We start from the raw sequence: 15,304 nt of genomic DNA, 5'->3' as shown, positions 1-15,304 counted from the left end.
TGACCCCAGTGGCCGGGCACGTTGGGTTTGAGCGAGCAAAGCCGCACCGGCAAGGACGCGGTGCACATCAGTGGTTGAAGAGGAATTCCTTCGTGTTGATCAACGCCCACACGATGTCCTCGTAAGCCACCTTCGGATTGTCCTTATGCTTGGCAATATGCGCCTGGGCAATCTGCAGCTCGTCCGAATCCGGCTCGCGCGAATAAACCCACCGGTACAGCTCACGAAGCTTCTCGTCATCCGTCCGGTTCTTGTCCGCAGCCAGCGTTGCCGCCCGGCCATTCCCCGCCGAAACCTTGTTCTGCACCTCCGCACTGTTCAGCAGATGCAGGCTCTGAGCCAGGTTCGCCTCCTGCGACCGCTCGCATTCACACGCCGTGTCCCCCTGCGGCTGACCAAACACCTTCAGGAAGTATGGAGCAATCGAAGCATCCGGCAGCTGCGTCGCCCGGGTCCCCTCAGGCAGCCCGTTGAACCGCTCCGACGTCGCCGTCACCTGATGGAAGGCGTCGTACAGGACCTCCGCGGACAACCGCTTCGGGTAGTACCGCGAGAAGTTCTGCTTGTCCTTCTGGTTGTACTCGTTCGGCAGGGCACTCAACTGATAGGTCGACGACTGGCAGATCGTCCGGACGAGACTCTTGAGATCGAACCCCGACTCAACAAAGTGCTTCGCCAGCTGATCGAGGAGCTGCGGATTCGTCGGCGGGTTCGTCTCCCGCATGTCGTCCTCCGGCTCGACAATCCCCCGGTCAAAGAAGTGCTTCCAGTAGCGGTTCGCCAGCGAACGGGCAAAGAAGGCGTTGTCCTTGGCCGTCATCCACTCCACCAGCTTGACCCGCGGATCCTGGTCCGCCGGCACCTCGAGGGCGGTCGCGGCCAGACCGGCCGGAGCCAGGTTCTGTCCCGTCCGCGGGTTCTGGGCCGTCGGCTGACCTTCGTTATGGAAGATCCGCTTTTCCCGCGCCTGCTTCATCGTCGGGTCGGCCGGCTCCTTGCGACCGATCCGGCTGAAGAACGCGGCGAGATGGTAGTAGTCGTTCTGGCTCCACTTCTCGAACGGATGATGGTGGCAGCGGGCGCACTGGATCCTCACGCCGAGGAAGAGCTGCGCCACGTCCTCGACCTGCTCGTTGCTCTGCGTCACTTCCCGGTACCAGACGACCGGCGGATTGACCTGCGAGTCCCCCGAGGCGGTCAGGATCTCGCCCACGAACTGGTCGTACGGCTTGTTCTCGTACAGGCTGTCCCAGATCCACTGGCGGAAGCCGTACGTCCCCGCCTGATCGTCCGGCTGCTTCCGCTTGTTGCGGAGAACCATGTTCCACTTGTTCGCGAAGTAGTCGGCGTAAGCCGGGCTGTCGAGCAGCCGGTCGATGACGCGGTCCCGCTTGGCCGGATCGGAATCGGCCTGGAACGCGCGGACTTCCGCCTCGGTCGGGATCGTCCCGGTGATGTCGATGTAGACCCGCCGCAGAAACGTCGTGTCATCGGCGATCGGCGACGCGGGAATTCCCAGCAGCTGGAGCTTTCCGAAGACCGCCTCGTCGATGAAGTTCCGGACCGGCGGCATCCCGGCGATCGGAGCCCCCAGCGGAATCGTCGCCCGGTAGGTCGAGACCTGCCCCTGGTAGCGGGCCATGATCGCCACTTCGCCCGCGAGATCGAGCGTCCGGACGAGGCCGGTCTTGCCGCTCTCGGCGAGCTGCGTGTCGTTCGGCTCGTAGAGGGTCATGCGGGTGACGTCTTCCACCGTCCCGTCCGTATAGGTCGCGTAGCAGGCGATCTGCTGCTCGCCGGCCCGGTCCATGACCCGGCCTTCCGGAAGACACTTGATCGAGGCGACGGTCGGAGCGTCCTTCGCTCCGGCTGGCATCCCCTGTTCGATCCAGCGGTAGAGGAGGCGGTACTCGTCGCTGTCGACGTCCATCCGCTTGCCGCCGCCGTGAGGGGACTGGCCAACCGGCTTCGTGAGGAGCAGGCTCTTCGACGGGGCAGGGACGTTCAGCCGCCGGCCGCGGCTCTCGTTGACGAGGAACTCATAGTCGTCTTCCGGGAAGAAGCCGAGGAGCGAAAGCTTGAAGCCGTTCTGGCCCCCCTGCTTGCCGTGACAGCCGCCGCCGTTGCAACCGAGCTTGGTGAAGATCGGGACGATCTGGTTGCCGAAGTTGATCGGCGGGGGATTTTCGAAATGCTCGACCGCGACGGCAACGGACGTTTCCTGTCCGTTGGCGGAGCGGGCCTTCACGGTCGCCTGGCCATCGGCCACCGGCCGGGTCATCCCGGTCGCGTCGACGGTGACGATCCCCTGGGGTTCCACGGTGTAGGTGACGAGCCGCGTCTGGTCGAACTGCCGGCTCCCGGCCTTCCCGCTCACGAGGAGCTGGAGGCGGGCATCGGGGCCGCGAAGCAGGAACCGTCCGCCGGGGACCGTCTCAAACAGGAGCGATTCCGGTGCGGGAATCGCGGCGGGCGCCCCATCGGCGGCGAGAGCGACTCCGGCGGCGCCGAGGAGAATTCCCCAGACGGTCAGGAGCGAGCTGACAAGGGACGGGGCGCGGCACTTCATGTTGGAGCCTCCGGGGATGGATCGGGGAGGAACGAATTGCAGGTGGGACGAGCGCGGGCAAACAGGGAGGAATCGCCCGGGGCGAGTGCAGGCTCCCGGCCAATCCACCGAACATATCAGCGCCCATTATTGTGTCAAGGCGATCACGCCTGTCCAGATGGGAACGCGATAGGGCGGGGGTGTTGCCAGCGTGCTGGAATTATTCGGGATCCGGCGGATCAGGAATACCCGGATTGGGCCTTTGGAGGGGAGAAAGGGGGCTATGCAAACCGCGTCCTTGCCGGCACGACTCGTTAGCTCAAACCCAATGTGCCACGGCAGCCAGGGGTCAAGGGGGCCACGCCCCCTTGCCGCCGGAGGCACTTCCTGTGAGGAACCGTGGTACACAACGGACGTCCCCTTTGTGGTACCGGCGGTGCGGACTCAACGCTCGCTTTGCAATCCCCACGGGTTGGTGAGGGGGCATACGGCACGGTGTCCGCGCTTGGACACGTGCTCCTTCAGACATTGTCCGGCGAGACGGCCTCCGGCGGGCAAAGGGGCGTTGCCCCTCTGCACACCCCACCAGGGGGGACCCCTGGACCCCGGTTTTTGGCGAGTCCCTGGTCAGCGCATGCGCCAGAAAACTTCGTCCGGAATCTCCAGCCGCGCCTTCAACACCTGCACATCGGCCCGGAACCGGCTCGCGTCCCCGGGATACCCCTTCGTCGGCCGCAGCCCCGGATCATGCGCCAGCCAGAAGCGGTTGAACGCCTCCATCGCCAGCTCCCGGACATACTTCGAAATGATCGACGCCGCCGCCACCGGAAGATGGGCCTCGGCCTTCATCTGAAAGCGGAACTCATGCGGGCCCAATCGATACCGGCTGCACTCCCGCCCTTCGCACAGGCACTGCGGCAGGATATCCGGGAACTCAGACATCAACAGGTTGTCGTACCGGTTCCGGCCGCCGTGCTTGTCCAGGATCACGAGCGCCTTATCGACCTGCTGATGCGTCCAGTTCCGCCCCAAGAGCCCCAGCGTAATCCGCGACAGCGCGGCCCCCTTGCTGTCATGGAACGTCGTCAGCTCGTTGAACCGCCGCGTCTGGACGATATCGCTGGCAATCGCCGACAGGACGATCCCCTGCCGATCGAAAGCCGTCCGGCATCCCGAGACAAAGCGCTCGATCTCGCCGGGCTTGGCCGCCAGCGGGACCGCGAAGTCCGTCAGAAACCAGGGCTCCAGGTCGGACGGCAGCGCCCCGACAAGGCCGATCCAGACCGAATGGAACGTGGCGGCATCAATTCCCGCCAGCCGCAGAAGACACTGGGCGGACAGCTCAAGCGCGGCCAACCCCCGCGAGGGACTGTAGACCACCTTCGAGTCCGCCAGATGCAGCCGGGTTCCGGACGCGTCCGCCTCGATGCTGACGACTTCCGCCAGCTCCTCATACAGATCGATCCCGCTGGCCGCCCGCGGGACCCGCCACCGCGTCACCGAGACCACGAGCGGGCCGAGGTTCGGACCGAAACCCGCTTCATCCAATCCGTAGAACGCGTGCATGCGCCTCAAACGCAAAGAGTTGAGCGCCGAAGGACGACGCTCAACTCAAACTGGTCGGAAACTGAAAACTGACGACTGACAACTTCTACGACATCAGCGGCTTCTTGCCCGAATTGCGGCTCATGATCCACACCAGCACGGGGCTGGCGACGTAGATCGAGCTGTACGTTCCGATCACGATCCCCAGGATCAGGCAGAGCGAGAACCCGCGGACGCTTTCGCCGCCGATCAGGTACAGCACCACGAGCACGAGCAGCGTCGTCGACGACGTCAGCAACGTCCGGGGGAGCGTTTCGTTCAGGCTGCGGTTGACCATCTCGTAGGTCACCGTCGGGCTCTTGCCCCGGACCTCGCGGATCCGGTCGAACACGACGATCGTGTCGTTCAGCGAGTAACCGATGACCGTCAGCACGGCGGCGACGATCGTCAGGTTGACCTTGAAGTCCAGGAGACCGATCGACTGGCCGAACGAGGTCAGGCCGAGGTACGAGACCGCCGCCATGATCCCCAGCGTAATCAGGACGTCGTGGAAACAGGCGATCGAGGCCGCCAGCCCGAACGTCACGCCGTTGAACCGGATCCACAGGTAGATCGTCGTCGCCAGGAGGCTGAAGAAGATCGCCAGCAGGGCCGAGACCTGCGTGTCGGTCGCCACCTGAGCCGCAAAGGTGTTGAGTTCCTCGAAGACCGGCTGCTTGTCGAGACGCTGGACCAGCGCCTCCGAGGCGGCCTTGAAATCGGCTTCGGGGACGTCCGGAGTGGCGCGGAGGACGAGCTTCTTGACCGGCTCGGTGTCGCTCCCCACCGGATTCACGACGACGAACGTGTCCGCCTTGCCGTAACGCTCCGCGCTGATGCCGTCGAACACGGCGTCCGCCTCGCCGTTGAGCGTCGAGGCCGAGAGGGGCTGCGACACCGTGAACTCGACTTCGCGGCCGCCGGCGTACCGGTTCGCCTCGGTCGGAGTCTCGCCTTCCTTGAGCGGCGCGATCGGCTTGATCTCGCCGGCGCTGAAGCTCTGGAGAATCAGCTTGTTGTCGCCGGTGGCGAAAGCGTCCCGCAGCGCGTCGCGGGTCTTGATCGGATTGTCCACCAGCGTCCGCAGACGGAACAGCTCCCGTGCCTTCTGGGTCCCCTTGGCGGGAATCGTCAGCTTCTCCAGCGAGACCGGGTCTTCAAACTTGGGCTGCACGGTGTCCAGCACGGCGTCCACCGTCGGCTGCGTGTCCCCGGCGAACTGGAACGTCACCATCGATCCGCCGCGGAAGTCGATGTCCATGTTGTCCCGGCCGCGGTACGCGATCACCAGGAGCCCCAGGATCATGACCGTGACGGAGAGACCGATGAAGAAGAACCGCTTGCCCACGAAGTCGAAGTTCTTCGACGGGACAAGGTTCATCATCTTGAGCTCGGTGAGCCACTTCTTCTTCTCGGCGATGTCGAAGATCAGCCGGCCGACGTAGACCGCGCAGAACATGCTGATCGCCAGACCGACGAACAGCGTGACCGCGAAGCCTTTCACCTGGTCCGTTCCGATGTAGTACAGCACGACTGCCGTGATCATCGTGGTCAGGTTCGAGTCGAGAATCGTCGGCAGGGCCTTGTCGAAGCCGTTCTTGATGCTCATGCGGAAGCTGGCCCCCTTGGCCTGCTCTTCACGCATACGCTCGTAAATCAGCACGTTGGCGTCGATCGCCATCCCCAGGGTCAGGGCGATCCCCGCGAGGCCCGGGAGGGTGAAGGTGGCGTCGATGACCGCCATCGCCCCCAGGAGGATGATGAGGTTCAGGATCAGCGAGATGTCGGCGATCACCCCCGGCCAGAGGTAGTAGCCGGCGGTGACGAGGATGACCCCGATGACCGACAGCCCGATCGCGCGGAGCCCCTTCTGCTGGATGTCGACCCCCAGGAGCGGGCTGACCGTGTATTCGTTGACCGGCTGCTTCTTGAGCGGAACCTGCAGGGCCCCGGCATTCAGGACCGAGACGAGCTCGTCGACTTCTTCCTGAGTGAAGCTCCCGGTGATCTCCCCCGAGTCCGAAATGACCGAGTTGATCGTCGGGGCCGAATAGAGTTCGTCGTTCAGCAGGATCGCCAGGCGCGTCCGGAAGTTCGTCCCTTCCCGCGGAAGGTGGGACGAGGTGAGCTGGCTGAACAGGGTCCCGCCCCGCGAATTGAAGCGGAAGTGCACGTTCGGTCCCGTCTCGCCGATCCCTCCGGAGGCCTGCGACAGGAGTTCGCCGGTGATCCGCCGCCGGGGGTCCGGCTCGTTGATCACGAGGATTTCACGGACCTTCTGGCCGTTGACGTCCCGCTCCCGCACGACGCCGTTTTCGTAGGCGCCGCCCCCGGCGTCGACCATCCACTCGCCGGTCTTCTTGGACTTGGCCGACCGACGCCACTTGGCAACGAGCTTCCCGTTTTCGTAGAGCTCGCTCTTGTCCTTGTTGGCTTCTTCCTGAGCGAGTTTGATGATCGAGTCGAACTCGAGGTTGTTGGCGACGAGATCGAACTCGAGCTCCCCGAGGTTGACGATCCGCTCCTTGATCTGCTGAGCCTTCTCGGTGTCGGCCCCCGGAACGATGATCTCGATCCGGTTCTGGCCCACCTTGCGGACCGTCACTTCCTCGACCCCGGACGGGTTGATGCGGGTCTTGACCGCCCCTTCCATCTGGGTCATGACCTCGGCCGTCACCGGCTTGCCGGTCGCCCGGGCCGCGGCCTCGTCGACTTCGAACACCATGTTCGTTCCGCCGGCGAGGTCGATCCCCCACGTCACGGCGTCGTAGACCGACTGGCCGTTGGCGATCTGGGAGAGGAACGGCACCAGCGAGAGGAACAGGACGAACAGGACCACGCCGATCCGCCCGGCATACTCCTTGAGGCGGAGGCCCCGAGCGATGAGCTGCGCGAGGATGACCGGCAGGACGAACGTGCCGACCAGGAGGGCGATCAGTTTCCAGTCGTATCCGCCCGCCGCAGGAGCGGCCTCGTTCGCGGCGGCGCCGGCCGTCATGGCCTGATCTTGAGCGAGAAGAACCAGGTTACCCAGGGAGTTCATCGATCCGTGTCTCCACCCTCAATCCGAGGGAAATTCCGGTCCCGAACGGCCCCCTCCGCCCCCGCGCGCATTCCCTGCCGACATCCCGCCGACTCGCCGGGAGCAGAAGACCGTCCGAAACGACTGCGTCTTCGGCCTATGACTTTGACTCGACTTTTCGGATCACGTCACGAATCGCTTCCGGCTTCATTCGCAGTCGGCAGTTGTCATCCACCTTGACCACGATCTCAGAGAAGTCCTCCGCCACCGAGACGACGGTCCCGAGAATGCCTGACGTCGTCAGGATCGGGTCCCCCTTCTTCAGTGCCTTCAGCATGGAGATCCGTTCGCCGTGCTCGCGCCGCTGGGAGCGGAACTGCATGAACAGCATGACCACGATCGCCCCGATCATTCCGAGCATCAGCCCGGAACTCGAAAGGCCGCCTCCCGAACCGGGAGCCTGCGCCTGGGCGAGCGTGACCAGTGAATCTTCCATAACCGATTACGCGACAATACGTTGCCCCGGATCAGACAGGAGCGGAATTCTCCCGCCGAGCCGCAGCGAAGCGGGCATGTTAGTCACCCCTGTCAGTTTGTCCAGACCGCCCAACGACTTGCGCGAACCGGGAACGCGCGGTCCGGGCGGCCCGATCTCATTCGCTCTCGAGAGCGCCGGCCGGCCGGACCGGCTCCGCAAGGCCGCGGCGGCGGATCTCCTCCCCGTGGGCCGCCACGCGGGCAATGGCCGCCGCGGCCCCGAGGATCGCGGGACGATCCGCCAGGAGAAGTGAATGATGCAGCGTCAGGACCGACGCGTCGGCGGCCGTGGCGTGCGGGAGCGGTCCGACCGCCCGGTACCGGCGGCGGGCGTGCGAGAGGTGGAGGGCCCGGAATCCCGGATCGAGCGGAACCCCCTCGGCCCGCACCGCGGCGGCGAAGGCATCCCGGGAGAGCCCCCCGGCCCGCGACGCGTCGTACCAGAACCCGAGCTTATAGAAGGCCCGCCCCTCGAACGCCGTCACCCACGGGACGAGGCTGTCGACCTTCGCCTCCCGCAGAGCCTCGCACAGCCACTGCGCCCCCTGAGCGCGGCGCGCATTGTCTTCGGCCAGCCGCTCCCACTGCGGCTCGACCACCGCGGCCTGGAGTTCGGAGAGCGGGTAGGCGTCGTTCCCGCGGCGGGAATAGACCCGGACCCGCTGCAGCACGTCGTCCCGGGCGCTTGCCACGGCGCCTCCCCGGCCGGCCGACACGAGCTTCGAGCCCCCGAAACTCCAGACGGCCACGTCTCCCCACCCTCCGGCGGGACGCCCGGCGACCTCCGCCCCCGGTGCCTGGCAGGCGTCCTCGAGCACTCCGATGCCGTGCGAGTCGGCGATCTCGCGGACCCGCGGCATGTCGACAATTCCGCCGTGGAGATGCGACACGACGACGGCACGGGTCTTGCCAGTGACTGCGGAGGCGATCTGCTCCGGATCGACCTGTCCATCCTCGGGCCGCAGGTCGACCAGGACGGGGGTCGCTCCCAAATGACAGACGTTGCTGAAGTTGCCACGAAAATCGTAAGCGGAGAGGATGACTTCATCCCCGGGGCCCACGTTCAACCCCTTCAACCCGAGTTCGACGCCGACCGTGCCGCTGCAGCAAAGGCAACTCGGTAACTTTTCATGGATTCGGCCGAGGCTGTCGGATAGTCTCCTGAGAGCCGGCCCTTCGTACGCGGACCACGCCCGCGTCGCGGCCAGCTCTGCCAGGACCGCCCGAACGGCGTCATCCGTTCTGGCGGACGAGGCGTGTGTGCAGGGAAGGGCCGGGGCGCCACTGAGAAGGCGAGGCTGCAAAGCGGCTTCGCTGACAAGAGTGGTCCACTCCAAATCGGTCATGCCTGCCGCGCCGGGATCGTGCTGATGTAGTGTGCCTCAACTCGAAGCGACTCGAGCGGAGAGCGGTCATGGTGATGCCGAAGGGGAACCGCGGCTCCGGCCAGGTCCGGAAGATCCAGCGGCTGTTCAAGGTCGTCGAGCGACTCCAGACCGGACGCCGCCACTCCGCGGCGGAACTCGCCCACCTCTGCTCCTGCAGTGTCCGCACAACCTTCCGCGACATCAAGCTCCTGACCGACGCCGGGCTCCCCATCACTCACGATGACAGCCGGCAGGGCTACTGGATCCCGAGCGAGCGGACGTTTCCGACCTCGTCGTCCCTCAACAAGGAGGAGGCGGTCGGCATCTTCCTGGCGTGCGACGAACTCGGAAAGCGGGTCCCCTTTCTCCGCCCGGCCCGCGACGCCGCGCTGAAGCTGCTCGGGCACCTCCCGGCGGAAGCCCGATCGGAGCTGAAGGACATCGGCGACACGATCCAGATCCACCTGGGGGCGATGGTTAAGGCCGAGCCGGTGGAGTCGGTGTTCCAGGTCCTGTTCGACGGTCTCAGTTCGCGGACCAAGGTGCGGGTCGGTTACGACAGTCTTGCGGAGCGGCAGCGGATTTCGACGCTGGTTTCTCCTTATGCAATGTTCTTCGGAGTGCGGGCCTGGTACCTGGTGGGGCGGTCATCGGTCCACCGGTCGGTCCACACCTTCAACCTCTCGCGGATCCTGAGTGCGACCGGAACTACGGACCCTTTCACCATTCCTCCCCGCTTCACGATCGCGCGGTTCCTGGGAAATGCGTGGAACCTGATCCCGACTGCTGCCAAGGATGTGCGGATCGTGATTCGCTTTCTTCCTCCCCGGGCGGCCGACGTCGAGCAGGTCCGGTGGCATAAGACGCAGGAGACGCGGTGGAACGACGATGGGAGCCTGCAGTTCGAGGCGACTGTCAGCGGTCTGGCCGAAGTGACGTCGTGGGTGCTGGGCTATGGTCAGCACGCGCAGGTGCTGGAGCCGCCGGCATTGCAGCAGGCGATCGTGGAGCATGCCAGAAACATGCTCAAGCACTATTGAGCCCCACTCGTTAACTCACCGGGGTCCAGGGGGCACCCCTGGTGGGGAGTGCAGGGGGGCGAAGCCCTCTTGCCCGCCGGAGGCCCTCTCGTCGAGAGATGTCTGAAGGAGATCGTATCCAGACGCGGACAACGTACCGCATGCCCCTTTACCAACCCGCGGGGATTTCAAAGCGAGCGGTGAGTCCTCAACGCCGGTACCACAAAACGGACGTCCGTTGTGCACCACGGTTCCTCACCGGACTGCCTCCGGCGGCAAGGGGGCGTGGCCCCCTTGACCCCAGGCTGCCGTGGCACGTTGGGTTTGAGCTATCGGAGCCGCGCCGGCAAGGACACTCCTCGCAGGCATCCAAAAATCCGCGCCGATTTCCTTTGCGAATTTCTCTCCGCCGCCGTACTGTACTATCGTGGTAACACAGTAGGTGGCACACATGCACTTCGCTCTGCACTTCTCCAACGGCATCCCGATCTACGAACAGATCGTCCGCCACATCAAGTTCGCCGTCGCCAACGGCGGCCTCGTGGTGGGAGAACACATCCCCTCCGTCCGGGAAGCCGCCGCCCAGCTGGCGGTCAATCCCAACACCGTCGCCCGCGCCTACCGGGAACTCCAGGCGGCCGGAATCCTGATCCCCATCCGCGGGACCGGGCTGGCCGTCACCCCCGAGGCTCCGCAGCGGTGCCGGTCCGAACGCCTGGAACTCATCCGGGACCGACTCCGGTCAGTCCTCTCCGAGGCCCGGCAGAACGAAATCACCCCCGAAGAAATCCGGCAATTGGTCGAATCGGAACTTCTTCGTTTCGCTTGAACGACTCATTTCCTCGTATCTGTGGACATTTCGCGCGTCCCTCTGGAGGTCCCATGAATCCCGTTGTCCGGCTGGATCGCGTCTCCAAGCGCTTCGGCCACGTACAGGCCCTCGACGACGTCTCGCTCCAGATCACCCCCGGCTCGGTCTGCGCGCTGTTGGGAGCCAACGGCGCGGGAAAGAGCACCGCCCTCAAGATCCTGCTCGGGCTCGAGCAGGCGGACTCCGGCAAGACCGAAGTCCTGGGGATGTCGAGCGCGACCCACGGACTGGAGATCCGGCAGCGGGTCGGCTACGTCGCCGAGCGGCCGTCCCTCTATGAGTGGATGACCGTCGCGGAGATCGGCTGGTTCGCCGCCGGCTTCTACCCCAGCGGCTTCCAGCGGGTCTACCAGCAGTACGTCGACCGCTTCGGCCTCGATGAGCGGCAGAAGATCCGCAATCTCTCGAAGGGGATGAAGTCCAAGGTCGCGCTCGCCCTCTCGCTGGCCCACCGCCCCGACCTCCTGATTCTCGACGAGCCGACCTCCGGCCTCGACCCGCTCGTCCGCCGCGAGTTCCTGGAGAGCATGATCGACATCGCCGCCGAAGGGCGGACGGTCCTCCTCTCCAGCCACCAGGTCCACGAGGTCGAGCGGGTGGCCGACACCGTCGCCATCCTCCTCAACGGCAAGCTCGTCTGCGTGGAGCGGCTCGAGGACCTCAAGCAGTCTGCCCGCGAAGTCGTCATCACGATGCCCGACCTCAAGACCCCGCCCCCCGATCTTCCGGGGCGGCTCCTGGGCCGGGCCGCCTTCGGGCATGAACACATCCTGGTCATCCGCGATCTCGACGAAGACCTTCTCGGTCCGCAGATGACGGCGGCCAACCTCGCGTACGAAGTCCGCCGCCCGAGCCTGGAAGACATCCTCCTCACGCTGCTCCGCGAGTCGCGGCATCGCGCCGCCGAGAGCCGCGAAGAGGCGACCGCCCCGGCCGCCGCCCACGCCGGAACGGAGGAGCGCTGAGATGATCACCTTCACCCGCGTCCTCTGGAAGGAGTTCCGGGCCCAGTCCCACGTCTGGCTCGCCCTGACAATCGGGATCCTGCTCCTGCAGTTCCTCATCACCTCCGTCATGCTCCTGTCGGAGTCCCGCATCGGGAACGATCACGTTCAGGCGATGCTGGCGGTGACCATCGTCGTCGGCGTCTGCCATTCCGCCGCGAGCTGCGCGATCCTGTTCGCCGGCGAGCGGGAGGATGAGACTGCCCTCTTCCTGCGGACATTTCCCATTCCCCGGGCCTCGCTGCTAGGCGGGAAGCTCACCTACGTCGTGCTCAGCGGGCTGGCGATGCTCGCGGTCGGGATCGCCATGGCGCTGACGATCGCCGCGCTCAATGGCTCCGGAACCGGGCCGCTGCTGCCCAACGCCGGCATCATCGCCCGATCCCTCATCGGAGCGGCCGCGTGGGGGCTCCTCTTCTCGCTCCTCCTGGACCGGGTCATCAACGCGCTCGGATTCGCGATCATCGCCGAGTTCGCCACCGTCGCGGTCACCGGAAACCTCTTCGGCGACGGCGCGCGCGACGTCGCGTACTGGACCATCGTCCTCGCGGTGCTCGGCCTCGACCTGGGCCTCGCCGCGCGATGGGCCGCCGGCGCGAACTTTTCGCTGAGCGAAACGCTTTCGAACCGGACGGCCGGCCGCGCGGCACGGAGGTCCCGCTGGCTGGGCCTCCTGCAACGTCTCGCCGCGCGGGGAATGCCGGCCTCCCGCGCCACGGGAGCGCTCCTCTGGCGGGAACTCCGCAGCATCGTTCCGTTCCTCCTGGGGTTCTCCCTGCTCGGGTTCCTGACGGTCGTGGTCGGCATGCGCTGGGAAGGGGGAATCCCCTTCAACGGACTCTTCTTCTATCTCATCCCGATCGCCTGCGGGTTCATGGCGGGGGGGAGCGACCAGGGACGTCACACCTACCGCTTCCTCACCGACCGGGGTGTCTCGCCGTATCGGATCTGGACGGTCAAGATTGCGACCTGGCTGCTGGCGGGGATCGCGCTGACGGCCCTCTTCGCCCTCGTCGACGCCGTCGCCAACGGCCGGCCCGACCCGTACGGCCGCAGGACGCTCAACCTTCTGGCGGAGATCCGCCAGAACATCCAGGCGCCCGGGTCTGAGCCTCCTCCGCCGGGGGAATCGCCCAGCGTGGAGTCCCGCGTGCTCCAGCGCCACTTCATCGCCTCGACCTGGATGCTCCTGTTCGTGGTGGGCCAGCTGGCCGCCTTCTGGCATCAGAAGCCGGTCGTGGGGGCCGCCGTCGGGGTGGGGCTGAGCTTCCTGGTGAGCGCCTGGCAGTTCACGCTGGTGGCAGGCGACGTCCCGTTGCCGCTCGCCTCCTGGCCCCTCGTCGCCGCCGGACTCGCGGCGACCGCGTACATGAGTCCGCAGTGGCTGCTCGAGGACCGCTCGTGGCGCGCCTTCGGCCGCCGCGCCGCGTGGATCGCTCTCCCGGTGGTGGCCGTCCTGCTCGCGGCTCGGACCTATCGAATCGCAACGGTCGCGGTCTCCCGGCCGACCCAGATCGCCTGGGAAGGGGTCAAGCTCCCGGCCGGATGGCTCATCGACCTCCGCTCGCCGGTCCTCCGGGAGCTGCTGGCGATCGACGCGCAACAAGCCCTGCGAACGACCGGCCAGGAGCCGCTGCGACACACGGTGTTGTCCATGGTTCTGGCTTTCCGGGAAGCGGCGAAGTCCCTGCGGGAAGCGGGCGAGCTCGACCGGGAGTGGACCGCGATCCGCGACATGCTGGCCGAGATCCGGCGGCACTCGGAGCTGGTCGAAAACTGGATGGAGTGGAACCAGTGCGTCAACCAGACGCAGTTCGTGCTGATGATGGCGAGAGACTGGGCCACCGATCCCCGCCAGACGGACGAGCGGCTCGCGCGGGCGATCGCCGACATCCGCGGGGAGAACGAGATCCTGACGCCGCTTCCGATGCTGCAGAACCGCTATATCCGCTGGCGGCAGTTCCTCGACGGCCAGGACATCAGCGGCTCCTCGATGGGAGAGTTCCAGCTGTCGACGACGCTGATGGCGATGGGGATCGCCAGCGGTGAGATCGAACGGACCCGGCGACTCATGGAGACGATCACGGTCGGCGAAATGGAAGCGGTCCGCGAGCTGATCGACTTGAGTCGGAGCGGCCGCCTGGCTGACGACCAGTTTCAGCGGTACTGGACCGCGGCCGCCACCTGGTCGTCGATGAGGCGGGCGATGGCCGAGCCGCTCGACCTGTACCGGAAGATGCAAACGACCATTCTGCTCCCGCCGGACCTGAGGTGGGGGGGAATGGCGCTGATTGTCCCCGTGAAGTCCCACGTGCGTTACGTCTCCCGGCTGGGACGCTACGTCCTGCTGACCTTCTTCCCGCAACAGGCGCGGTGCCATCTGGCCAGCGTCCGCGGGACGGAAATCACCCTGCGCCTCCGGCGGCACGCGCTGCGGCACGGAACGTTTCCGGACACGCTCGACGCCCTGGTCAAAGACGGCAGCGGCGCCGTCCCGTCCGATCCCTTCTCCGATACCGACTTCCTCTACTATCCCGCCGGATTTCCGCTGCGGTTCGACATCAACGAGGCAGCCGGAATCCCGTCCGGCCCCGACCGCGAGCGCTCGATCCCCGCCGGACAGCCCCTGCTGCTGAGCGTCGGCCCCGGAGACGCACGCGTCTTGCACGATCGCGAGGTAGGCGACGACCATCTGGAAGCGGTTCCGCGGGAGACCCCGCTGCGGACCGGCTTCCTGCTCGGCGACGCATTCGGCGAACTGGACAAACCGGACACCGAGCGCGTCCGGTTTCTGATTCTGGATTGAATTCGGGCTTTCACTGAAACCGAGGGGGGGCGGGCCCCCCTCGCGCTTGCTCCGCGGCCACGGGAGGAGGGAGACGATGCGCTCCGCGATTCCGACTTTCGAGCTCCTGATCGTCGCCACGCTGTTCCTGAGCAGCGTCGCCTTCGAAGGGGGACTGGCGATCGTGGGGGGCCACTGCTTCGCCGATCTCGAGTGGGAGGCGGCCCTCAAGGTGGCGATCGACGACCATAGGCCCCGGCGGCTGCCGCTCCCGAACGTGGACTGGATGTCGCCGCGTCGGCGCGCGGGTCGCCAGTCTCACGGCATCGCGGACGCAGCTGGTCTTCCATCACTCTCGCCACGGTGGTGTCCGCTGCTCGATCCCTTCTCCGAAGGCCCTCCGGTCCAGGACGACGTCGGGCACCGGCGTCACCCGTTTGAGGAACGGTGCCAGCGATCAGACGTTTGCCAAAGGAGCGGACCCGCCGGTTGGGACTAGCGGAGCAGGGGACGCCGCGAGTTCGAGAAACCGCGTCACGGAATGTTCGCACGCCGTGATCCGAATAC

Annotated in this window: 10 protein-coding genes; 5 read left to right on the top strand and 5 right to left on the bottom strand. The window is 66.0% G+C overall.

Features of this window, described 5'->3' with window-relative positions; translation table 11 throughout:
• Nucleotides 1–67: 67 nt before the first annotated feature.
• The 5 genes from VT03_RS29925 to VT03_RS29905 form a co-directional block, all read right to left on the bottom strand.
• Nucleotides 68–2,569 (bottom strand): DUF1549 domain-containing protein, encoded by a 2,502-nt coding sequence (locus VT03_RS29925; protein ID WP_075096393.1) that lies wholly within the window; start codon nt 2,567–2,569, stop codon nt 68–70.
• Between the two features lie 606 nt (nt 2,570–3,175).
• Nucleotides 3,176–4,114, bottom strand: a complete 939-nt coding sequence (locus VT03_RS29920) for a hypothetical protein (protein WP_075096392.1) — start codon at nt 4,112–4,114, stop codon at nt 3,176–3,178.
• Between the two features lie 85 nt (nt 4,115–4,199).
• Nucleotides 4,200–7,175, bottom strand: coding sequence for a protein translocase subunit SecDF (locus tag VT03_RS29915; RefSeq protein WP_075096391.1), 2,976 nt, complete (start codon nt 7,173–7,175; stop codon nt 4,200–4,202).
• A gap of 136 nt (nt 7,176–7,311) precedes the next feature.
• Entirely contained in the window at nt 7,312–7,650 is a 339-nt protein-coding gene (gene yajC / locus VT03_RS29910; RefSeq protein ID WP_075096390.1) for a preprotein translocase subunit YajC, read from the bottom strand.
• A 157-nt stretch (nt 7,651–7,807) separates the two neighbouring features.
• The gene (locus tag VT03_RS29905) at nt 7,808–9,037 is read right to left on the bottom strand and encodes a DegT/DnrJ/EryC1/StrS family aminotransferase (protein WP_075096389.1); all 1,230 of its coding nucleotides are present in this window, start codon (nt 9,035–9,037) and stop codon (nt 7,808–7,810) included.
• Nucleotides 9,038–9,105: 68 nt separating this feature from the next.
• On the opposite strand from VT03_RS29905, the gene VT03_RS29900 reads away from it, so the two are divergent.
• The 5 genes from VT03_RS29900 to VT03_RS29880 all read left to right on the top strand — a co-directional run bounded on the left by VT03_RS29900 (nt 9,106) and on the right by VT03_RS29880 (nt 15,236).
• Nucleotides 9,106–10,098: a helix-turn-helix transcriptional regulator gene (locus VT03_RS29900; RefSeq protein ID WP_082846640.1), complete on the top strand. Its 993-nt coding sequence runs from the start codon at nt 9,106–9,108 to the stop codon at nt 10,096–10,098.
• Between the two features lie 430 nt (nt 10,099–10,528).
• Nucleotides 10,529–10,906, top strand: a complete 378-nt coding sequence (locus VT03_RS29895; RefSeq protein WP_075096388.1) for a GntR family transcriptional regulator — start codon at nt 10,529–10,531, stop codon at nt 10,904–10,906.
• A gap of 53 nt (nt 10,907–10,959) precedes the next feature.
• Nucleotides 10,960–11,913 (top strand): ABC transporter ATP-binding protein, encoded by a 954-nt coding sequence (locus VT03_RS29890; RefSeq protein WP_075096387.1) that lies wholly within the window; start codon nt 10,960–10,962, stop codon nt 11,911–11,913.
• A 1-nt stretch (nt 11,914) separates the two neighbouring features.
• Nucleotides 11,915–14,758, top strand: a complete 2,844-nt coding sequence (locus VT03_RS29885; RefSeq protein WP_075096386.1) for an ABC transporter permease — start codon at nt 11,915–11,917, stop codon at nt 14,756–14,758.
• A 76-nt stretch (nt 14,759–14,834) separates the two neighbouring features.
• Nucleotides 14,835–15,236, top strand: coding sequence for a hypothetical protein (locus VT03_RS29880; RefSeq protein ID WP_075096385.1), 402 nt, complete (start codon nt 14,835–14,837; stop codon nt 15,234–15,236).
• The last annotated feature ends 68 nt before the right edge of the window (nt 15,237–15,304 follow it).

Origin of the sequence: Planctomyces sp. SH-PL14 (assembly GCF_001610835.1) — a bacterium.
Classification (GTDB): Bacteria; Planctomycetota; Planctomycetia; order Planctomycetales; family Planctomycetaceae; genus Planctomyces_A.
This window is presented reverse-complemented; position numbering and strand designations above follow the sequence as displayed.

Coding starts and splice junctions, on each gene's coding strand:
- VT03_RS29895 (WP_075096388.1), top strand. CDS start 10,529: ATGCACTTCGCTCTGCACTTCTCCAACGGCATCCCGATCTACGAACAG.
- VT03_RS29900 (WP_082846640.1), top strand. CDS start 9,106: ATGGTGATGCCGAAGGGGAACCGCGGCTCCGGCCAGGTCCGGAAGATC.
- yajC (WP_075096390.1), bottom strand. CDS start 7,650: ATGGAAGATTCACTGGTCACGCTCGCCCAGGCGCAGGCTCCCGGTTCG.
- VT03_RS29920 (WP_075096392.1), bottom strand. CDS start 4,114: ATGCACGCGTTCTACGGATTGGATGAAGCGGGTTTCGGTCCGAACCTC.
- VT03_RS29885 (WP_075096386.1), top strand. CDS start 11,915: ATGATCACCTTCACCCGCGTCCTCTGGAAGGAGTTCCGGGCCCAGTCC.
- VT03_RS29890 (WP_075096387.1), top strand. CDS start 10,960: ATGAATCCCGTTGTCCGGCTGGATCGCGTCTCCAAGCGCTTCGGCCAC.
- VT03_RS29880 (WP_075096385.1), top strand. CDS start 14,835: ATGCGCTCCGCGATTCCGACTTTCGAGCTCCTGATCGTCGCCACGCTG.
- VT03_RS29925 (WP_075096393.1), bottom strand. CDS start 2,569: ATGAAGTGCCGCGCCCCGTCCCTTGTCAGCTCGCTCCTGACCGTCTGG.
- VT03_RS29905 (WP_075096389.1), bottom strand. CDS start 9,037: ATGACCGATTTGGAGTGGACCACTCTTGTCAGCGAAGCCGCTTTGCAG.
- VT03_RS29915 (WP_075096391.1), bottom strand. CDS start 7,175: ATGAACTCCCTGGGTAACCTGGTTCTTCTCGCTCAAGATCAGGCCATG.